This is a genomic window from Butyrivibrio sp. AE2032, assembly GCF_000702965.1.
In genome coordinates this window covers 845,923-864,277 of record NZ_JNLF01000003.1, presented here as the reverse complement: position 1 = coordinate 864,277, position 18,355 = coordinate 845,923, and the positions used below count along the sequence as shown (strand labels likewise).

Below are 18,355 nucleotides of genomic sequence, written 5' to 3'. Positions count from 1 at the left end.
ATCACAAATAAGATAAATGAATATGCCCACGTAATTGCCATGTAGTTGTTTATAACAGCTATGTGGCTTTTTTATATCATAAATTAGTTGACAAATGCAACTAATGATTTTATCATTTAAATCCATAGGAGGACATTCGATGAATAAGGTAAAACTATTTCGAGAAAGTACCAGAGAATTAGAACGTAATCTTGAGAAGCTAAACAGTTCTGATTGCTGTCAATGTAACGTTAATACATCTCAATGCTTTCTGGTTGTTGAGATAGGCAGAAAACCTGGAATATGTGTAAAGGAACTTGCTGAACTTCTTAAGATGGATAAAAGTGCTGTAAGCAGATCTGTAGAAGAACTTGTCCAAAAAGGATATGTTTTGCGAGAACCTTCAAAAAGGGATCGCAGGTGTGTAGTGCTTAATCTGACTGATGAAGGAATGGCAAGATTCAATACAATAGAAAAAGATATGAATTTGAAGTTTAAGAGAGTTTTTTCAATGGTTCCAAAGGAAAAACAGAGCCAGGTTTTAGAGGCATTAAATATCTATAATGATGCGATAAAAAAATCGGAGGTGGAATGCTGTGATTAGAGAAATGAGAGATGAAGACTGGGGGACAGTATCAGAGATTTACAAGCAGGGATTAGAAGAGGGAACATCAACTTTTAATACAGAGTGTCCTGGTTTTACTGAGTGGAATGAAGGTCACGTAAAGAATTGCAGGTTTGTTTTTGAGGAAGAAAGGAAGGTTGTAGGCTGGATAGCGTTAAGTCCTTCTTCGAGTAGGTGTGCATATAAAGGCTGCGTTGAAATGAGTGTATATGTTGATAGAAACTATAGAGGTCATGGGATAGGAACAGCTTTGGTAAATACGATTATCCGAGAAGCTGAGAAAGATGGATATTGGAGCATATATTCTGCAATATTTTCAATTAATAAAGCAAGTATAGCCTTACACAAAAAATGTGGTTTCAGGGAAATTGGCTATAGGGAAAGAATAGCTAAAGATCGATTTGGAAAATGGCAGAACACAACTCTTATGGAGTACAGAGCTTCATAATTAGTTTATAGGAGAAGCTACTTATGACTATTGAAGAAAAAGCAAACAGGATTATTGAAGATATACGTAATGAAAAAGGCGTAAATCCTATCAAGATGTTTAAGTCAATGGCAAAGAAAGCGTATATAAGCATACATGGGCCAGAGCATCATATATTAGATGGGGCATGTCTTTTAATGGCTTATCATAATGCTGGTGGCAAAATAGATATAGACTATGCCTTAGAGAAGCTTTTGAAAGAAGGACTCCGGATGCCGGGAGCAATGTGCGGACTGTGGGGAATATGCGGAGCGATAACATCTATAGGAGCAGCTCTTTCTATTATTGATGGTACAGGACCTCTTTCTGAGGATGGCACATGGGGAGATCACATGGCATTTACATCAAGCGCTATAGGAGAACTTGGCCAGATAAATGGCCCAAGATGTTGTAAAAGAGATGCTATGATTGCGTTCAAGCATGGAATAGAGTACGTAAGACAGCACTACGGGGTGCAGATCGAATATGAGAAGCAACACTGTGAGTTCTCATCGCAGAACCAGCAGTGTATCAAAGAAAGATGCCCGTTCTTTGGATAATGGAAAGCTTTTGGTTTCGGACGATTTAGAAATTATGGAACTTTGAATTCCAGTAAAACGCTCCATCTGACAGGGAGTTGGTGCATAATATTGGAAGTTATGATATGTGTGCTTGACACAAATACTCCTATATCGTAGTATAAAACTACGATATAGGAGTATTTAATTATGAAGACAAATGGTGGATTTCTTGTTACAAAAATAAAACAGCTGGGTGATCGTATATTTGAAAGGATACTGGCAGAAAAAAACATTGATGCATTTAACGGAGCTCAGGGAAGGATTCTTTATGTCTTATGGCAGGAAGATGGTGTTCCTATTAAAATTATTTCCGAGAAAAGCGGACTTGCAATTACTTCTCTTACAACCATGCTTGAGCGGATGGAAAAAAACGGACTGATAAGCCGCAAAACTGATGAAGCTGATAAGAGAAAAACTCTTCTGTTCCTCACAGATAAAGCCAAAGAACTTAAAGAAGCTTATGACTCCGTATCCAATGAGATGGGGAATATTTATTATCGTGATTTTACGGATAAAGAGATTCTTCAGTTTGAAGAGTATCTTAACCGCATCAGGGTAAACCTTGAGGAATGGAGTGACAAATGAGTATCTGTATTAAAGATCAGATTCAGAACATGAATCTTGTTATAGGGTGCACTGTTGGATGTCCGTACTGCTATGCCAGAAACAATACGAGGCGTTACCACATCATAGATGATTTTGAAAAGCCACAGTTTTTTCAAGGAAAGCTTCGTATGATGGAAAAGAAAAAGCCGCAGAATTTTCTGCTGACCGGCATGAGCGATCTCTCGGGCTGGCATGAGGAATGGAGAGAGGAAGTCTTTAAAAAGATAGCAGAGAATCCTCAGCACCAGTTTCTTTTTCTTACCAAACGACCGGATCTTTTGTCTTTTGAAACAGATCTTGATAATGCATGGTTTGGTGTTACAGTTACGAGAAAGTCTGAGTTATGGCGTATTGATGCACTGCGGAGCAATGTGAAGGCAAAAAAATATCATGTTACCTTTGAGCCTTTGTTCGATGATCCGGGTAAGGTTGATCTTACAGGCATTGACTGGATTGTGGTGGGAACCATGACAGGTGCAAAGAGCAGGACTGTTAAAACAGATCCCGGGTGGGCTTATTCATTGACAGAACAGGCTCATGAACTGAACATTCCTGTATTCTGGAAAGAAGATCTTGTTCCGATTATGGGAGAAGAAATGATACAGGAAATGCCGGATGCTTTTAACAAAGTGCTGGAGGAACAGAGGATATGGAACAACCAGAAATCAAAGTAAATCATATAGAAACCAAAAGTGTAATGACAAAATCGAATACTCCTATTGGAGGATATTCGGTGAATCCCTATGTGGGGTGTCCCCATGCCTGTAAATACTGCTACGCATCTTTTATGAAACGCTTTACAGGGCATACTGAGGAATGGGGAACTTTCATGGATGTGAAAGACTGGCCTGAAATAAAGAATCCAAAGAAGTATGCCGGCCAGAAAGTAATCATTGGAACAGTTACGGATGGTTATAATCCGCTAGAGGAAACATATAAAAATACAAGAAGACTTCTGGAAGAACTAAAGGACAGTGGTGCGGACATACTTATCTGCACAAAGTCAGACCTTGTACTAAGAGATTTGGATCTGCTAAAAGAGATCAATGAAAATAGCAGACTTACAGTATCATGGTCAATCAATACTCTCGATGAAGAGTTTAAAGATGATATGGATGCGGCAGTAAGCATAGAAAGAAGGCTTGCTGCAATGAAAGAGGTATATGCGGCAGGCATTCGTACAATTTGCTTTATTTCACCCGTTTTCCCGGGAATTACGGATATAGAAGCAATCATAGACAGGACAAAAGATCAGTGTGACCTTGTATGGCTTGAGAATCTGAATCTTCGTGGAGGTTTTAAGGCAGATATCATGAAATACATTTCCGATAAACATCCGGATCTGGTGCCACTGTATGACGAAATTTATAATAAAAAGAACCGCAGCTATTTTGAAGCGCTGGAAAAGAAAGCAGAAGAGCTGGCTAAAAAGTATGATTGCAGGTTTGTTGATAATGAAACTCCGTATGAGAGAGTAGAGAAAGGACATCCAACAATCGTAGATTACTTTTACCACGAAGAAGTAAGAGGAACTGCCAATAGTGGAAAGAGAAATGTAATACATAATCCTTGATGGAAGAATAAATTGGAGGTTGAACTGATGAAGAATGAAATTAAGGATTTTCACATAGAAAAGAATTACAGAAACAATGATGCTCTTAGAGCATCATTCAACAGACTGGCTGAAAAGACTTTTGGGCTTAATTTCGAAAACTGGTACCAGAACGGATTTTGGCAGGACAACTACATCCCATATTCTGTGGTGATAGATGGAGAGGTTGTTTCAAATGTTTCAGTAAACGCCTGTAATATGAATTATAAGGGCAAAATTGTAAAGCTGATACAGCTTGGAACAATCATGACGGACAATGACCGCAGAGGAAAAGGGTATGCCGGAGCTTTGATGAAAGAGGTTATAAAAGACTATGACGGAAAAGTTGATGGAATCTACCTTTTCGCCAATGATTCTGTACTTGAGTTTTATCCGAAATTTGGATTTAAAGAAGCAAAAGAATATCAGTATTCAAAAGAAGTGACCATATCCGGTAAATGCAAAGCCCAAAATATTCCGCTGACGGATAAGAGTGATTTTGACAGGGTGGCTAAGATACTCGATACAAATAATCAGAACGCACAGTTGTATATGGTAGGAAATCCCGGACTATATATGTTCTATCTGTCACAGTTTATGACGGAAAACCTGTTCTATATTGAGGAGTGTAGCAGTTATGCTGTTGCTGAAATGGAGGACGATATACTTATCTTACATACCATCATCGGGAATGGGGCAGTAGATGAGGTGATCAGGGCATTTGGACCTCAGGTAAAGAAGGCTGTTCTTTGCTTTACTCCGAAGGACACCGATGGTTTTGAAAAAAGCGAGCTTCATGAGGAAGATACGACATTCTTCGTACAAGGAAAGTTCTTTGAGGAAAATCACAATGAAGAATACATGATGCAAGCTATAACGCATGCATGATTCGCAACGAAAATTAAGTGTAAAACAGACCTTGCGTTGTTGTGGTTTATCACAGGGATTGTGTTTGAGCTGATTGGATTGCCATTCCTTTTTTTGAAGCAAAACTCCCCAGCATTTGTATTTATGATGCTTGCAACAGTTGCCTTAGTAATTGTCATGATGGTGGTGTATCTGAGCATTTCAAGGAAGTATGAGGAGAAATAAGATAGAAAATCTGGTGATGTTGGAGCGAAAAATGATAATTAAACAGCTAAATTATGATGAATATAAAGGGAGGCAGTACAAAGCTGAGGTTCGCTCAGACAAGTATCTTTCAATAGAACCTGAAGGAGAAGGATTTTCCATAGAATGGGTAGTGGCAGATAAAGAGATTGTGGAGCCATTGGAAGATGATATGCTATCGAACTGGTTGGACAATCCTGTAGCATTTGGTGCTTTTGAGGGAGATACTCTCATTGGCTTTGTGGAAGGGTTTCTTGAGGAGTGGAACAACAGATACAGAATCTCAAATATCTGCGTCTTTGATTCCGGCCTTCGTAGTAAAGGAGTTGGTACAGCTCTTCTTGAAACAATCCTTGATGTTGCCGCTAATAGTGGAGCAAGAATGGCGGTGCTTGAGACCCAGAACTACAATTCCAAGGCAATCTCTTTTTACAAGAAAAATGGCTTTGAGATTATTGGCTTTGACAGATATGCATATTCAAACGATGGTCCCGAAGAGCATAACATGAGAATTGAGATGGGGAAGAAACTATGATCAGATTGCAGACTGTTGAAAAGAAAGACAGAGATCTTCTATGGAATATTAATCAGAAGTATTTGTATGAGATGACAAATTTCTATGATGACCCGATGGATGAGAATGGAAATTTCCATTATGGCCATTTTGATGAGTACTTCACTGATCCTAAGAGGAAGGCATATTTCATATACAGTGATGATAAGCTCGTTGGATTTGCTATGCTGAATCCATATTCAAATATAGATCAGAACCCGGATTTTACAATGGCGGAGTTCACAATCTTCCCGCAATACAGGAGAAGGCATGTTGCACTTGATGCTGCCAAACTAATACTTAATCAGCATCCTGGAAAATGGGAAATAAAATATAACGAAAAGAATAATGGTGCAAAAAAGCTTTGGAATACATTAGCGGAGCCATACGTACCAAAGGCTCATCGCCTGAACGAAGAAGAGACTGTGCTGAATTTTACGGTGGACCGGGTATGAAGATATATTTTGCAAGACACGGGCAAACAGATTGGAATATTCAAAGGAAAGTACAGGGCACAACTGATATTCCGTTGAATGAAAATGGTATCAGGCAGGCTCAGGAGCTGTGCAAGAACCTGGAGGAGTTTGTATGAACGCAAGGGAATATTTGGAGATCTTACATGTTGCTGAGAGGCTCAAGGATACGCCTCGTCATTGTACTACTACTAAAAGAAGAACGGAGAGCGTAGCAGAGCATAGCTGGAGAATCTCGCTCATGGCATTTCTTCTTAAGCACGAATTTGAAGATGTGGATATAAATAAAGTTGTAGATATGTGCCTAATTCATGATCTTGGAGAATGCTTTACCGGAGATATTCCTACATTTATAAAGACAGATTCTGACAGAGAGATTGAGGATTCTCGGCTGAATCAGTGGGTTAACTCTCTTCCAAAAGAATTATCAGAGGATATCGCTGCGCTTTATAAAGAAATGGATGCACAGGAGACGAAAGAAGCTAAGCTGTATAAGTCGTTGGATAAGCTTGAGGCTCTGATCCAGCACAACGAGTCTCCAATCGATACCTGGTCTGAAAACGAATATGAGCTTAATAAGACTTATGCATTTGATACAGTTGCTTTTTCCGAATGGCTTACTGAGCTGAGAAAAGCAGTTCTCGAAGATACGTTAGAAAAGATTCAAAGGGAAGGACAGAACAGATTATGAAATGAATTGCAGGTTAATAGACTAAGGCGAATCGCGATTTGCAGAGGTTAAGAGAAGTTGAAACACATATAATTATACTGTATAATGTATATACATAATGAGGAGGTGATTCCATGGAACAAGTAGCAATAAGATCCTGGGGAAACAGTCAGGGTATAAGAATTCCAAAGGATATACTTGATAAAATGCAGTTAAAAATCTCTGATGTACTGGACATTGAAATAAAGGATGACACAATTGTGCTGAAGAAGCAGTTTGTCCATAAAACTTTTGAAGAAAGGTTGGCAGAATATAACGGAGAAATAACAGTTTGCGATTTTGACTGGGGTGAACCGGTTGGGAGAGAAATTTTATGACTGAATTTAATCAAGGGGACATAATTAAGATTAGCGGATTTAAAAAGCAGTTATTTGTAATTGTTAGTAAAAATGCATTTATAAGAGCAACGGGTATATTTCATGTATGTCCAATGATTTCAGGGATTCCAGCCGGACCAATACATCTGGAAGTGAAAGGTAAGAAGGGTGAGTCGGGCACAGTAATATGTGAACAGATAAAGGCCATTGACCCCAAGGCGAGGGGATGTAGCCGAGTTGATTTTCTTTCGTATGAAAACATAATGAATGTATCCGATGCTGTTCAGGGAATATTTGAGTATGATTGAGTAAGTCCTATTTCAGTATAAAATGCTTACAAATATCTTAACAATCTGTATATTTCTTGCATGATGATGCATATAATTGTGATATTATATTGGTTAGAGGCAAAGACGCTTTCAGAGATGATGGTGTCTTTGCCTTTTTCTGTTAGGTAAGATTTGTGAAAGGGAGGATCTGGGGAATGATTACATTGAATGATTACCTGTATTCAGGAGACACAGTCTTAAAGATTCTGCAGAGATATCACAATGATTTGAAAGAAGATGCTAAAAAGACACAAAATGGTATGGATATGATTCACTGTAATTTCCTTTTGCAGCTGATGGAACTTCTTGAACATAATGATTTCCTTACTTCTCAGTCCCAGCGACTCAGGGAATTTTACAAATATATGTCAAGTGAATACCCTTTTCTAGCGTTTACTTTTAAGGGAAGAATCAAATCGCTTATAAGAGCGGAACAGAAATTCAATGGAAACATAGTAGAACATGTATATGATTACTATGAGAAAAACACTTCTTTCCCAAGTATCACAGAGCTTAAACAGCAGATTGGTCCCATACGTGATCTTATTGCTTATCGCATAGTTATATCCATGCCTGTCTGTCACCTTAAGGATGGTGAAAAACGAGAGGAGATAGAACTTAAGTATCTCTACGAGATTGCCAATGCGCTTCCGGGGTTTCTGGAAGAGAAAGGCTTTACGGCAGAAATCTATGGAATACCAGGGAAAGAACCTTCTGAGATGATAACAGAATCATTAAGGCCATATTACAGGGACTATATAAAGAATCCTAGTCCCTATGGATATAAATCTCTTCACATTACCTTCTATGATAATCAGTCCAGGTCTTACCTTGAAGTGCAGATGCGTACCAAACAGATGGATGATTATGCTGAGATAGGACCGGCACATCACCTTGGATATGAGAAGAGACAGGATAAAGAGAGAAGCCGTAGGGATGCAGTACCTTCGGGGGAATGCACTTATTTTGATGAGGCTTATGAGAGGGGAATGCTGTTGCAGGGGCTTGATCTGGCCAAGGTTGATGTAAATATGTTTGGGGCGGTAAACAATCAACTTGTAAATGACGGATGTGGATTATACAGGGGAAGGCTTATCTTGCCATATGAGCATCTGTCAAGGTTTCAGAATGACATTATAGATTAAAATATGAAGGAATTATAGTAATGGAACAGCTAAGAATATAAGGAAGATCGGGAAATGATAGACGGATATTTAAAAGTTGCAGCTATTACTCCAAATGTAAGGGTTGCAGATGTAGAGTTTAACTGTAATGAAAAATAATAAGCGATAAGGAGCTTATTAGCGTACGTACAGCTAAGTCGGGGATATTTGAGCCACTTGTAAAGGTTGGAGATAGTATAGAAGAGGGAACACCACTTGCTGAGATCATAAATCCTTATGATGGCTCTGTAATGGAAACCTTGTATGCTCCAAGAAATGGTAAGTTGTTCTTTATGCATTCTGATCCGATCACATATGCGGAAACTGCAGTTATTAAGATAGTATAAAAAGAGCTGAGCAATGCTCTTCAATTGGAGCCTTTTATGAGGACACCTCTGAGACTTCTAAGCCTTGGACAGAGTTAGCCCAAAGACGCAATATTTTTGTTAATTCGCCGATTCGAGAACTGATAACTAAAGATGGATTTTATAATGGAAGGCCTTGATGACAAGGCTTTTCTTTGTTTGTTTCAACTATTAAAATATAAGGGTATGAAACCTTTTCTGAGTTTTATTAGGATAATGCCAACCTTTGCGCACCCCACAGGAAAAAGAGCCCATCTTATGAATGTCTACACAAGAAGTGAATACCGTCGTCAGGGAATAGCGCGAAAAATTTAATTTGTAGAGCTAATTATCTCTTTTTTTTACATCCAGGAGGAGACAATTATGATAATAAAAAATGAAATACCATTATTGGAATATGATGACAGTTCATCGGAAGTTATATCTCCTGATCATGACTGGACGGCGGAAGGATTGCCAGAGAAGTGTTTATTTGCATTTCTTGGAGATGTTGTTCATAAATACGCCAAAGACAATAATGCGGATATGGTTGAAGAGCTAATCACCGTTTCTCACAATATAAAGATATATGTTCTTCATGAAGAAAAAGAGGATATCTGCCTGGTGCAGTCACCTATAGGCTCTGCATCAGCTACGCAGGTTCTTGATACGCTTGTTAATTGTGGCTGTAAGAAGGTAATTGCAGTAGGTTCGTGCGGAGTTCTTGCGGATCTTCCGGAGGATGCCTTCATTGTTCCTGTAAAGGCACTTAGGGCCGAAGGTACTTCATATCACTATCTTCCGGCATCCCGATATATTGAGCTTGATCAGGAACCGATAGTTGCTATCGAGAACTCATTTAAAAAGCATGGGCTTCCGTTTGTTACCTGTACAACCTGGTCTACAGATGGTTTTTTCAGGGAAACAAAAGAAATGGTGAAATACCGCCTTGAGGAAGGCTGTTCAGTAGTTGAGATGGAATGCGCAGCTCTTGCAGCATGCTGCAGGAAACGCGGAGCAAAGTTTGGTCAGTTCCTATTTACTGCTGATTCATTGGCTAATGTGCATGAGTATGATGCCAGGTCATTTGGTACAGGATCGCATGAAAAAGCATTATTGCTTGGACTGGATATTTTGAGAGATTACAACTAAACTAAACTATTTTGTTTTTGTCTGAAAAAAAGCTATGATTATACATAAGTTGTCAGAATGGAGAAAGGTGAGAAAATGAAAGAAGCGTATTTTGCAGGCGGATGCTTTTGGTGCGTTACGCCAATTTACAAGATGTACGGAGTAGATAAGGTTATCTGTGGTTATGCAGGAGGAGACGAAGAGAATCCGACCTATGAGCAGGTGAAGCATCAGGAAACAGGTCACAGGGAGACTATTAAGCTTGTCTATGATCCAGAGAAGGTTTCCTTTGAGAAGCTCCTTGATATTTACTTTGCCAACGTGGATCCTTTTGATGCAGAGGGACAGTTTATCGACAAGGGATTCTCTTATACTCTGGCAATCTTTTACAACGATGAGGAAGAAAAAGAGATTTCGGAGAAGAAGATAGCTGAGATTGAAAAGAATTCAGGAAAAGAGACTCACGTAGCTCTTTTGCCATATAAGAATTTCTATGAAGCTGAAGAATATCATCAGGATTATTACCTTAAGAATCCGGAGGCCTTTGAGAAAGAACTTATAGAATCGGGAAGAAAACAATAGAGGATCATTATGCTTAAATACAGAGAAATGACAGAATCTGACAATGTAGCAGTAGCTGCGCTTGTCAGGGACAATCTGAAACAGTTTAATCTTGATATTCCCGGAACAGTCTATTTTGATGAAGGATTAGACCATCTAAGTGATTATTACGGCAATGGTGAGCGAAAATACTTTGTCATCGAAGGTGATAATGGAGAGGTTATTGGTGGGATCGGATTCGCCAGATTTGAACCTATGAAAGATACGGCTGAGCTGCAAAAACTATATCTCGCGGATGCTGCAAAAGGCTCTGGAATTGGCTACGAACTGATAGACTTAATAGAAGACAAAATGCGTGAAGCAGGATACAAGGCATCATATCTGGAGACTCATGATAATCTGCAGGCTGCGATCCACATCTATGAAAAGAAGGGCTATAAAGAGATAGAGCGTCCTAAAGAGGTGGTCCACAGTACTATGAACAGATTTTTTAGAAAAGAGTTGTGAGGTATCATGCTCCGGCGCTGTTATAGTGCTTAAGACCTGCACTCCAGAACAGGTAAGCAGCGATACCTGCAATCAGTGCCACAAGTGGTGGCAGGTAAGCATACTCGGGGTGAGATAGCTCTTTTCCCAGAAGCTTCCCTACGGGATAATAGCCAGTGAATGCATATGGAATGACGAAGGTAAGCAGGAAGCCGATCCCTTTGCCATAAATGGTGATCGGATAATCCGTATAGTTTTTTAATCCATAATTGTTATTGGTGAGGAGTGATACTAGCTCCTCACTTTTTATTGTCCAAAAGCTGATGGTGCCGGTAAAAACAGTGATGGCTGAGAATATCACGAATGAAGCGAGCATGTTTACGGCATAAAAAACGAGAGCACTCGCCGTCCATTTGATAGAAAGCGACCGCATACTATAGATCCAGAAAAATATGGACAAAGCCAGCCGGGGAATAAAAGTATACTGGAACTGCTGCAGAACCATATACAGCATAGGGCCGATGGGCCTGGTGAGATACAGATCGAATTTCCCGGTGCGGATGAGCTGCCCCATATCCTTCATTGGGCTCCAGAAAAAGAAACAACTCAAACTGTAGTTCAGCCAGCTTGTGGTAAACATGAAAAGAACTTCATCTTGTGTCCAGCCTGCAATGTTGCCGAAATTATGGAATATAACCATAAATCCTGCAAAGTAAACCCCTATTTGAATCGTGTTGGCAATGAGTTCAAAAACAAGAGAAAAATGATAAGCAAGTTTTCCCTTCATATAAATGATCACAAAATGTCTGTACATTTTCAGCAGATACATGATTTATCCTCCCTGAACCACAAGTTTATTCTTCCCTACCACCCAGACAGCTTCAGATAAAAGAAACAAAACAGTCAGCCAAACAAGCTGGATGAATAGGCTTTCGCAGATACTTTCAAAAGACATTGGCGTAGTAATGATGGTAACCGGAATTGCATAAATAGCCCTGAAGGGCAGAAATAAATTTATCTTGGTGAGCAGCTCCGGGAACATCGCAGTAGGTATCCAGGAACCGGAGAGCAGCTTGTAGATCGCAGCCAGTAGCATGTTCAGTGGCCAGGTCACGATGAGCCAGAAAGCCATTAGCCCTATTATCAGGGAATATAAGAACTGGATCAGATATGCAAGAAGGATGGATATGACCCCGTACAGCAGCTGCCCCCTGCAGATCAGATCGCCCCGGTAAAAGACTGCGATCAGTACCCCTAGAGGAACAGTATAAATCACAAATCTTGCCACACTCGTACCGATGTGCTTTGCAAAGATCATGAATTTGTAATCAATGGGCCTTATCAACTGATTCGCCACATCTCCGGACTGAATCTGACCATTGATCCACGCAATAACATCACATTCCATAAAAGTTGAGACTATAGTGGCTACAATGATGTACCTGATGGTCTCATCGTGACTAAGCGGAATATTGATTCCTGCATTTGAGGCAAACAACGCATTCCACAAAGCAAACTGCATATAAAGATATATGACCTTTGCCAGAAAATTCGCCCACACAGAGTTAAAATACGCCGTATGCTCTTTTATTCCTATCATTGCCAGGTCAGCATATTTTCTCATTTCTTTCTTCTCCTGCCAGGTAGATCTTTTTAATGATCTCTTCAAGATCAGTAGTCCTGTAAATGCTCTTTAGCTGTGGAAGGGTTCCGTCATAAATAAGAGCCCCCTTGTCGATGATGATCATCTTTTCACACAAAGACTCGATGTCCGAAACATCATGTGTTGTCAATATGATTGTTGTGCTATACTCCTCATTTATCCTCTTGATAAATTGCCTGATTCGCTCTTTGGAAAGCACATCAATTCCAATAGTGGGCTCATCCAAAAAGAGAATGTCCGGATTATAGATAAGTGATGCTGCCAGATCTGCCTTCATTCGCTGTCCGAGACTTAATAGCCTTGGAGGCTGTTTGATAAATTCATCAAGCCCGAGAATCTCTGAAAAGACATCCATATTCTCTTTAAATGCATTATCTGAAACCCGGTACATATCTTTGAAGAGCTTTAAGGAATCAATGACCGGAATATCCCAGCACAGAACGCTTTTCTGACCAAAAACCACGCCGGTTCTCAAAAGGATCTCTTTTCGGTTCTTCTTGAAATTCAGACCATCGAAGGAGATTGAGCCGTTGTCCGGCATGAGGATTCCGGTCATCATTTTTATGGTGGTAGATTTTCCTGCCCCGTTAGGTCCTATGAACCCGACAATTTCTCCCGTTGGGATGGTAAAAGAGATATTGTCAACGGCAAGCTTTTTCTGATGCCTCTTTAACTTATAGGTTTTCGACAGTTCTTTTACCTCAATGCTCATATCCTAATTCCTCCATGTATGACTTGATTTTGAGTGTCCTTAAATGTACAATAGCATCAAAAGAACTATCGGTAAAATTGAAATAACAGATTGATATCATCAAAAAGATTGATGAAAGCATGAGGTCAGTATGAATAACACACAACTTGAAACGTTTTTGAAAATTGTGGAGACCGGCAGTTTTACAGCCACTGCCAATATGCTGGGATACGCCCAGTCAACTGTGACGACCCAGATAAAGCTTTTGGAGGAAGAGTTTGGATGCCTTCTTTTCGAAAGGCTTGGCAAGTCCCTTGTGCTGACGACCGAGGGGGAGAAACTCATATCCTATGCAGAGCAGATGTTGCAGCTTCAAAGACAGATGCTTTTGGAAGTTTCTGCGGCAGAGATTCCCTCTGGTATAATTAAGATAGGTGTTTCGGAGTCGCTGTGCTACAAGCAATTTCCGGAAAAACTTATGGAGTATAAGAAAAAATATCCCGGAATGGATATCAGGATCCAGTTTATAGAGCATGATACTTTCCCGGGGCTTCTAAAGAGCGGAGCCCTGGATCTGGTCTACACTCTTAACCCACTTATAGAGAACCCTGAGCTTAAACTGATATGCAAGAAGAAGGAGTCGCTTTGCTTTTTTGCAAGACCGGATCATCCTATGGCAAAAATGAAAAAGGTAAAAGAAAAGGATCTGGAAAATGTGCCTCTTTTACTGACTTCTCATACATGTAGCTTCAGGCGCATGCTTCTTGATGATTTCTCCAGGCATGGAGTAACACCGAAGATCGAACTGGAAACCAGCAGCAAGGAGATCCTTAAGGCTTTTGCATCAAACGGGCTTGGGATTGCATTTATGCCAGCCATGGCAGCAGAAGTGGAAGTGAAGGAAAAGAAGCTTAAGAAGCTTGATTGGGCTGGTGATGATTTTCCGATCTTTTCGCAGGTATTTGTGCATAAGGATAAACGCCAAAACCGGGTGATAGAGGAATTGGTAGGACTGATCGCCAATGATAAAAAGTGACATAATGGTTGAAGTGTGCATTTAACACTCATATAATCATATTATAGACAATTGTTCAACACTCATAGGAGGACAAAGGAATGCCAAGAGTAAATTTATCACTTTCACAGGATATGTATGATAGCCTTGAAAAAGAGGCCAAGAAGCAGAACATCACTGTTAACTACCTCGTGTGCGAGATGCTGGAGGAGCGCTATGGTAAAAGAACTACCTACGACTATACAGTAGCCGTTGGCGAGATGATCAAGGAAGCCAGGAAGATGGACAAAGACTTCACTCTGGCTGACCTTCCAACTTTCGCAGACGTCAACCAGGTTCTTTCAGAGTACAAGATCAAGGAATCTCCTGCCCAGGTAAGAGCTCGTCTTGGAAAGATGTTCAATGAAGCAGTCAAGAATGGCACAGCCAAGGGCATAGAGAGAGCTATAACCATGAAAGACGGAAAGGAACAGCTCAAGTTCTATTGCAGAGCCGCTGTTTATGTTAATAAGAAGAAGGGCTGAGATGTTTAAAAAGAGAGCTGGCAAGAAGACCTATGATAAGGAAAACAAGAAACCTGTGATCAAGGCAAGCATCTGTAACGGAGAGCAGGTTGCAGGATTTAAGGACATCCATACGGGAACCTTCGAGGAAGTCATGCTGATAAAAAGTCCTAAGGATCTGCAAAAGTTCAAGGAAGACTACGGTATCAGCGGAGATATAGAAAAGATTTATTGAGGTTTTGATAGCAGATGAGTGATTACGACTCAAAGGTCATAAGAAAGGCAATAACTGTGTATGGCTTCGTCCAGGGAGTGGGCTTTCGCTACAGGACGATCTATGCAGCAGGCCTTGTGGGAGCTACCGGATGGGTGAGAAACAATCCTGACGGTTCCGTGTCTATGGAAATTCAGGGCACTGAGGAGCAGATAGACAAGGTGTTTCAGATGGTGGAGCAGGGAACTTTCATCTCCATCGACAACATGGATGCAAAAGAAATACCTCTTGCTGACGATGAAAGAGGATTCAATGTCTGGTGAAGGAGTTTATCAAGGAAAATGACAATAGATGAGATAAAAGAGATAGTCAAAGACGCAGGCAATATCCTGCTTACAGCAAAGCGCCCGAAGATCATGGAGAAATCCGGCCATGCGAACTTTGTGACTGAGACAGATGAAAAGGTCCAGAGATTCCTGGTGGAAAGATTTAAGGCAGTTCTTCCTGAAGCAGAGTTCCTTGGGGAGGAAGACGGACAGGATGTCTTTTCAGCCAAGATGGCAAGCGGCTACTGCTTCGTCATTGATCCGATAGATGGAACATCAAATTTTATCTATGAGTATCGGCCATCAGTCATATCTGTGGGACTGCTTAAGGACGGAAAACCCTACATGGCAGTTGTGTACAACCCCTATGACGATATGATGTTTTCAGCGGAAGCTGGGCAGGGGGCATGCATGAATGGTGAAAAGATAATGTCCTCTGATGCACCTTTGTCTGACCAGTTGGCATGCTTTGGCACCTCTCCCTATTACGAGGAACACAGAGACAGGTCTTTTGACATCGCTAAAAAGCTCCTGCCCCGGTGCGTCGACCTTCGAAGATCCGGCACAGCAGCCTGGGATATGTGCTGCGTTGCCATTGGAAGATGCGGACTATACTTTGAATTGAAACTGCAGATCTGGGATTACGCGGCAGCAGCACTAATTGCCAAGGAGGCAGGCTGCACTGTTACTGATATTGACGGCAATCCTCTTTCCTACACGGGAGCTTCTTCAGCCCTTTGCATGTCCAGAGGCGTAAAAGAAATACCGGATTGCTTTAAGTGAGATCTGACACGTCGCCTTTTCTTGGTATCTGGGCGAGGATGACAGCGGTGAAAATGAGAACACAGCCAAGAACTTCACGGCCTGTCATGGTCTGGTGCAGGATCAGCCAGCCAAAGATAGAGGAGAAGACCGATTCAAGGCTCATGATAAGTGAAGCCAGTGCAGGGGGAAGATCTCTTTGCCCAACAGCCTGGAGGGTGTAGCCAACTGCACAGGAGAATATTCCGGTGTAGAGGATAGAAACCCAGGACAGGGGCATGGAGAGGCTGCTAACCCATGCGGATGGATCGGGCAGGAATTCATATATGAAGGCAGCCACCAAAGACACAGCGCCACTTACGAAGAACTGAACGCAGGCAAGGGCCACTGGGCTCATCACCTTCGCGTAGTGGTCCACGCACAGGATCTGAATCGAGAACATAAATGCGCAGGCCAGGAGCGCAAGGTCAGCGGTTGAGACTCTAAGGCCGCTTCCCCTGGCAGGTATGCACAGAAGGTACAAGCCGAAAAGAGCTATTCCCACGGCAGGCCAAACCAGCGCAGAGCACTTTTTCCCAATTACAAGTCCTAATATCGGCACCAGAACAATATAGCAAGCCGTCAAAAATCCAGCTTCCCCTGCATCAGCTCCCAGGGCAATTCCTCCCTGCTGGAACGTAGAAGCCAGGAAAAGAGCTAATCCACAAATAATCCCACCGATCAATTTATTAAACGGAATCTTACTTGGCGCAATATTATGGCCTTTAAGAAATGGCAATAGGCAGCATCCACCAATGATGAACCTGATTCCATTGAAAGTAAAAGTGCCCACATTTCCGCCGGCAACCGACTGCGCCACAAAAGCCAGTCCCCAAACCAGCGAAGCCAGTAGTAACAATAATGAACTTTTTATCTGAGAGTTTTTAATCTTAAGCATAATTGCTTCTATTATACGCTGTTCTACGGCGATGTCTACGGCGGCTTTGAATGAGAGCTCTTTTACCTGGTTCTGTTTGATGTGGACTGTTTGCGATATGCAGAGGGCGTCATGCCTGTGTGCTTTTTAAACTGTCTTATATAATGCTCTGTGGTATCGTACCCAACAGCTTCTGCTATGGTCTGCACCGTCATGGTGGAATTGGCAAGAAGATCCTGCGATCTTTCGATTCGGACAGTTCGCAGGATATCTGTGTAATTCATGCCTGTGAGCTCTTTTATCAGTCTTGATGTATATTCATTGGAATAGTGGAACTTATTTGACAGATCCGACAAGGTAACGTCTTTGTAGTTTTCCTGAATATACTGGATAAGAGCATAACGCTGGACATCTACTCTGGAGTCGAACAGGGGCATCTGAACAGATTCGGAGTACCGTCTAATTATCAGATAGAAGTCGAGGAGTAGGGTGTTTGTTATGGTCTGGTAGTGGTACTCTTCCTTGTTGCGACTCTCTGTTAACATCCATATGAAGGACTCGGAAATGGCCGCGTCCTGGCCAGTCCTGAACATTATATAATCGTTCGCCTTTTTGGCATAAATGTTGTTCAGAAAGAAGGATGAGAGGATGTTACGGGTGTTGAGAAAGGAGTAGAACATAGTGTGAAGTGTATCACGGCGCAGCATTATATTTATGGCGATAGTGTCGTCAAATACCGCAAAAGAATGCCTGATTCCCGGTGGGATCACGCAGAAATCTCCTGTTCTCATCTCAATGGTATTGCCCGATATAGTCTGGGTGCATCTGCCATCGTAAATATATGAGATTTCAAAAAAGGTATGGCTATGCTCAATATCCGGGCTGTATCTTTCGTGCTTTTGAACAATAATACTGTCATTGTCAGACAGATCAAAAAAGAAATAATCCTCATAAACATCGGGGATTGTTTCTTTTTTTTCTTTGATCAGAAGGTGCTTACTCAGCACCATTTCCATGTCAAGATTCTTAAGAAATTCTCTAAGCGAATCCGGGTTCTTCCCTGCGAGGTAGTACTCTCTATAAAATGCTTCCACCTCTGTAACATCGTATATATGCTGCTTTAATGCATTAGCGTCCATTTTATCTCCTTATATTGAGGGCTCCAATTAAATCTACTATATCTGCTCGGCAAGCAGATGTCAAAAAATCAAAGATTTATA

At 41.1% G+C, this 18,355-nt stretch carries 26 protein-coding genes and 1 pseudogene; 22 read left to right on the top strand and 5 right to left on the bottom strand.

Going from position 1 to position 18,355, the window contains the following annotated elements:
- The first annotated feature begins 139 nt into the window (after nt 1-139).
- The 17 genes and pseudogenes from BO18_RS05690 (at nt 140) to BO18_RS05615 (ending at nt 11,066) form a co-directional block, all read left to right on the top strand.
- Nucleotides 140-583: a MarR family winged helix-turn-helix transcriptional regulator gene (locus tag BO18_RS05690; RefSeq protein WP_034444410.1), complete on the top strand. Its 444-nt coding sequence runs from the start codon at nt 140-142 to the stop codon at nt 581-583.
- Complete coding sequence (locus BO18_RS05685; protein WP_242856516.1) at nt 576-1,052, top strand: GNAT family N-acetyltransferase; 477 nt, start codon at nt 576-578, stop codon at nt 1,050-1,052. The genes BO18_RS05690 and BO18_RS05685 overlap by 8 nt, the downstream gene beginning before the upstream one ends.
- Nucleotides 1,053-1,075: 23 nt before the next feature.
- The gene (locus tag BO18_RS05680; RefSeq protein WP_034444407.1) at nt 1,076-1,630 is read left to right on the top strand and encodes a DUF5714 domain-containing protein; all 555 of its coding nucleotides are present in this window, start codon (nt 1,076-1,078) and stop codon (nt 1,628-1,630) included.
- A 168-nt stretch (nt 1,631-1,798) separates the two neighbouring features.
- Nucleotides 1,799-2,236, top strand: a complete 438-nt coding sequence (locus tag BO18_RS05675; RefSeq protein WP_013282512.1) for a radical SAM mobile pair system MarR family transcriptional regulator — start codon at nt 1,799-1,801, stop codon at nt 2,234-2,236.
- A complete protein-coding gene (locus BO18_RS05670) occupies nt 2,233-2,931 on the top strand; it encodes a radical SAM mobile pair protein A (RefSeq protein ID WP_022762011.1) in 699 nt (232 codons plus the stop codon). Before BO18_RS05675 ends, BO18_RS05670 begins: the two co-directional genes overlap by 4 nt.
- A complete protein-coding gene (locus BO18_RS05665; protein ID WP_022755164.1) occupies nt 2,907-3,830 on the top strand; it encodes a radical SAM mobile pair protein B in 924 nt (307 codons plus the stop codon). The genes BO18_RS05670 and BO18_RS05665 overlap by 25 nt, the downstream gene beginning before the upstream one ends.
- A 27-nt stretch (nt 3,831-3,857) precedes the next feature.
- Complete coding sequence (locus BO18_RS05660; protein ID WP_034444401.1) at nt 3,858-4,736, top strand: GNAT family N-acetyltransferase; 879 nt, start codon at nt 3,858-3,860, stop codon at nt 4,734-4,736.
- Between the two features lie 235 nt (nt 4,737-4,971).
- Nucleotides 4,972-5,493 carry a GNAT family N-acetyltransferase gene (locus BO18_RS05655; protein WP_034447067.1) on the top strand — a complete coding sequence of 174 codons (522 nt, stop codon included), beginning with the start codon at nt 4,972-4,974 and terminating at the stop codon, nt 5,491-5,493.
- The gene (locus BO18_RS32465) at nt 5,490-5,966 is read left to right on the top strand and encodes a GNAT family N-acetyltransferase (RefSeq protein ID WP_051688520.1); all 477 of its coding nucleotides are present in this window, start codon (nt 5,490-5,492) and stop codon (nt 5,964-5,966) included. Before BO18_RS05655 ends, BO18_RS32465 begins: the two co-directional genes overlap by 4 nt.
- Nucleotides 5,963-6,091 (top strand): annotated as a pseudogene (locus BO18_RS34235) (histidine phosphatase family protein); the annotation flags it as partial. The gene BO18_RS32465 and the pseudogene BO18_RS34235, both read left to right, overlap by 4 nt.
- 8 nt (nt 6,092-6,099) lie before the next feature.
- Entirely contained in the window at nt 6,100-6,675 is a 576-nt protein-coding gene (locus BO18_RS05645) for an HD domain-containing protein (protein WP_034444399.1), read from the top strand.
- A gap of 113 nt (nt 6,676-6,788) precedes the next feature.
- A complete protein-coding gene (locus tag BO18_RS05640) occupies nt 6,789-7,031 on the top strand; it encodes an AbrB/MazE/SpoVT family DNA-binding domain-containing protein (RefSeq protein ID WP_034444397.1) in 243 nt (80 codons plus the stop codon).
- Nucleotides 7,028-7,339: a type II toxin-antitoxin system PemK/MazF family toxin gene (locus tag BO18_RS05635; protein WP_034444395.1), complete on the top strand. Its 312-nt coding sequence runs from the start codon at nt 7,028-7,030 to the stop codon at nt 7,337-7,339. Before BO18_RS05640 ends, BO18_RS05635 begins: the two co-directional genes overlap by 4 nt.
- A gap of 176 nt (nt 7,340-7,515) precedes the next feature.
- Nucleotides 7,516-8,505 (top strand): guanosine polyphosphate pyrophosphohydrolase, encoded by a 990-nt coding sequence (locus tag BO18_RS05630; RefSeq protein WP_034444393.1) that lies wholly within the window; start codon nt 7,516-7,518, stop codon nt 8,503-8,505.
- 746 nt (nt 8,506-9,251) lie between these two features.
- Nucleotides 9,252-10,019, top strand: coding sequence for a nucleoside phosphorylase (locus BO18_RS05625; protein ID WP_029231744.1), 768 nt, complete (start codon nt 9,252-9,254; stop codon nt 10,017-10,019).
- Nucleotides 10,020-10,094: 75 nt separating this feature from the next.
- A complete protein-coding gene (gene msrA / locus BO18_RS05620) occupies nt 10,095-10,580 on the top strand; it encodes a peptide-methionine (S)-S-oxide reductase MsrA (RefSeq protein WP_034444386.1) in 486 nt (161 codons plus the stop codon).
- 9 nt (nt 10,581-10,589) lie between these two features.
- Nucleotides 10,590-11,066 carry a GNAT family N-acetyltransferase gene (locus tag BO18_RS05615; protein ID WP_034444383.1) on the top strand — a complete coding sequence of 159 codons (477 nt, stop codon included), beginning with the start codon at nt 10,590-10,592 and terminating at the stop codon, nt 11,064-11,066.
- Between the two features lie 4 nt (nt 11,067-11,070).
- On the opposite strand, the gene BO18_RS05610 is transcribed toward BO18_RS05615, so the two are convergent.
- The 3 genes from BO18_RS05610 to BO18_RS05600 are packed head-to-tail and all read right to left on the bottom strand — an operon-like array spanning nt 11,071 to nt 13,420.
- Complete coding sequence (locus BO18_RS05610) at nt 11,071-11,874, bottom strand: ABC transporter permease (RefSeq protein WP_034444380.1); 804 nt, start codon at nt 11,872-11,874, stop codon at nt 11,071-11,073.
- Nucleotides 11,875-11,877: 3 nt separating this feature from the next.
- Nucleotides 11,878-12,669: an ABC transporter permease gene (locus tag BO18_RS05605; RefSeq protein ID WP_034444377.1), complete on the bottom strand. Its 792-nt coding sequence runs from the start codon at nt 12,667-12,669 to the stop codon at nt 11,878-11,880.
- The gene (locus BO18_RS05600; protein ID WP_051688519.1) at nt 12,653-13,420 is read right to left on the bottom strand and encodes an ABC transporter ATP-binding protein; all 768 of its coding nucleotides are present in this window, start codon (nt 13,418-13,420) and stop codon (nt 12,653-12,655) included. Before BO18_RS05600 ends, BO18_RS05605 begins: the two co-directional genes overlap by 17 nt.
- A gap of 130 nt (nt 13,421-13,550) precedes the next feature.
- On the opposite strand from BO18_RS05600, the gene BO18_RS05595 reads away from it, so the two are divergent.
- The 5 genes from BO18_RS05595 (at nt 13,551) to BO18_RS05575 (ending at nt 16,240) form a co-directional block, all read left to right on the top strand.
- On the top strand, nt 13,551-14,435 hold the full coding sequence (locus tag BO18_RS05595) for a LysR family transcriptional regulator (RefSeq protein ID WP_034444375.1): 885 nt from the start codon (nt 13,551-13,553) through the stop codon (nt 14,433-14,435).
- An 80-nt stretch (nt 14,436-14,515) separates the two neighbouring features.
- A complete protein-coding gene (locus BO18_RS05590; protein ID WP_034444373.1) occupies nt 14,516-14,938 on the top strand; it encodes a hypothetical protein in 423 nt (140 codons plus the stop codon).
- 1 nt (nt 14,939) lies between these two features.
- Nucleotides 14,940-15,152 carry a hypothetical protein gene (locus BO18_RS05585; RefSeq protein ID WP_034444371.1) on the top strand — a complete coding sequence of 71 codons (213 nt, stop codon included), beginning with the start codon at nt 14,940-14,942 and terminating at the stop codon, nt 15,150-15,152.
- 14 nt (nt 15,153-15,166) lie between these two features.
- Nucleotides 15,167-15,454 carry an acylphosphatase gene (locus BO18_RS05580; protein ID WP_034444369.1) on the top strand — a complete coding sequence of 96 codons (288 nt, stop codon included), beginning with the start codon at nt 15,167-15,169 and terminating at the stop codon, nt 15,452-15,454.
- Nucleotides 15,455-15,472: 18 nt separating this feature from the next.
- Complete coding sequence (locus tag BO18_RS05575; RefSeq protein WP_034444366.1) at nt 15,473-16,240, top strand: inositol monophosphatase family protein; 768 nt, start codon at nt 15,473-15,475, stop codon at nt 16,238-16,240.
- On the opposite strand, the gene BO18_RS05570 is transcribed toward BO18_RS05575, so the two are convergent.
- Both BO18_RS05570 and BO18_RS05565 read right to left on the bottom strand, forming a co-directional pair.
- Nucleotides 16,233-17,156 carry a DMT family transporter gene (locus BO18_RS05570; protein WP_034444364.1) on the bottom strand — a complete coding sequence of 308 codons (924 nt, stop codon included), beginning with the start codon at nt 17,154-17,156 and terminating at the stop codon, nt 16,233-16,235. The two genes, BO18_RS05575 and BO18_RS05570, sit on opposite strands and share 8 nt — an antisense overlap.
- Nucleotides 17,157-17,218: 62 nt before the next feature.
- Entirely contained in the window at nt 17,219-18,274 is a 1,056-nt protein-coding gene (locus tag BO18_RS05565) for an AraC family transcriptional regulator (protein WP_034444361.1), read from the bottom strand.
- Between the last annotated feature and the right edge of the window lie 81 nt (nt 18,275-18,355).

Coding starts and splice junctions, on each gene's coding strand:
- BO18_RS05690 (WP_034444410.1), top strand. CDS start 140: ATGAATAAGGTAAAACTATTTCGAGAAAGTACCAGAGAATTAGAACGT.
- BO18_RS05680 (WP_034444407.1), top strand. CDS start 1,076: ATGACTATTGAAGAAAAAGCAAACAGGATTATTGAAGATATACGTAAT.
- BO18_RS05675 (WP_013282512.1), top strand. CDS start 1,799: ATGAAGACAAATGGTGGATTTCTTGTTACAAAAATAAAACAGCTGGGT.
- BO18_RS05670 (WP_022762011.1), top strand. CDS start 2,233: ATGAGTATCTGTATTAAAGATCAGATTCAGAACATGAATCTTGTTATA.
- BO18_RS05665 (WP_022755164.1), top strand. CDS start 2,907: ATGGAACAACCAGAAATCAAAGTAAATCATATAGAAACCAAAAGTGTA.
- BO18_RS05660 (WP_034444401.1), top strand. CDS start 3,858: ATGAAGAATGAAATTAAGGATTTTCACATAGAAAAGAATTACAGAAAC.
- BO18_RS05655 (WP_034447067.1), top strand. CDS start 4,972: ATGATAATTAAACAGCTAAATTATGATGAATATAAAGGGAGGCAGTAC.
- BO18_RS32465 (WP_051688520.1), top strand. CDS start 5,490: ATGATCAGATTGCAGACTGTTGAAAAGAAAGACAGAGATCTTCTATGG.
- BO18_RS05645 (WP_034444399.1), top strand. CDS start 6,100: ATGAACGCAAGGGAATATTTGGAGATCTTACATGTTGCTGAGAGGCTC.
- BO18_RS05640 (WP_034444397.1), top strand. CDS start 6,789: ATGGAACAAGTAGCAATAAGATCCTGGGGAAACAGTCAGGGTATAAGA.
- BO18_RS05635 (WP_034444395.1), top strand. CDS start 7,028: ATGACTGAATTTAATCAAGGGGACATAATTAAGATTAGCGGATTTAAA.
- BO18_RS05630 (WP_034444393.1), top strand. CDS start 7,516: ATGATTACATTGAATGATTACCTGTATTCAGGAGACACAGTCTTAAAG.
- BO18_RS05625 (WP_029231744.1), top strand. CDS start 9,252: ATGATAATAAAAAATGAAATACCATTATTGGAATATGATGACAGTTCA.
- msrA (WP_034444386.1), top strand. CDS start 10,095: ATGAAAGAAGCGTATTTTGCAGGCGGATGCTTTTGGTGCGTTACGCCA.
- BO18_RS05615 (WP_034444383.1), top strand. CDS start 10,590: ATGCTTAAATACAGAGAAATGACAGAATCTGACAATGTAGCAGTAGCT.
- BO18_RS05610 (WP_034444380.1), bottom strand. CDS start 11,874: ATGTATCTGCTGAAAATGTACAGACATTTTGTGATCATTTATATGAAG.
- BO18_RS05605 (WP_034444377.1), bottom strand. CDS start 12,669: ATGAGAAAATATGCTGACCTGGCAATGATAGGAATAAAAGAGCATACG.
- BO18_RS05600 (WP_051688519.1), bottom strand. CDS start 13,420: ATGAGCATTGAGGTAAAAGAACTGTCGAAAACCTATAAGTTAAAGAGG.
- BO18_RS05595 (WP_034444375.1), top strand. CDS start 13,551: ATGAATAACACACAACTTGAAACGTTTTTGAAAATTGTGGAGACCGGC.
- BO18_RS05590 (WP_034444373.1), top strand. CDS start 14,516: ATGCCAAGAGTAAATTTATCACTTTCACAGGATATGTATGATAGCCTT.
- BO18_RS05585 (WP_034444371.1), top strand. CDS start 14,940: ATGTTTAAAAAGAGAGCTGGCAAGAAGACCTATGATAAGGAAAACAAG.
- BO18_RS05580 (WP_034444369.1), top strand. CDS start 15,167: ATGAGTGATTACGACTCAAAGGTCATAAGAAAGGCAATAACTGTGTAT.
- BO18_RS05575 (WP_034444366.1), top strand. CDS start 15,473: ATGACAATAGATGAGATAAAAGAGATAGTCAAAGACGCAGGCAATATC.
- BO18_RS05570 (WP_034444364.1), bottom strand. CDS start 17,156: ATGCTTAAGATTAAAAACTCTCAGATAAAAAGTTCATTATTGTTACTA.
- BO18_RS05565 (WP_034444361.1), bottom strand. CDS start 18,274: ATGGACGCTAATGCATTAAAGCAGCATATATACGATGTTACAGAGGTG.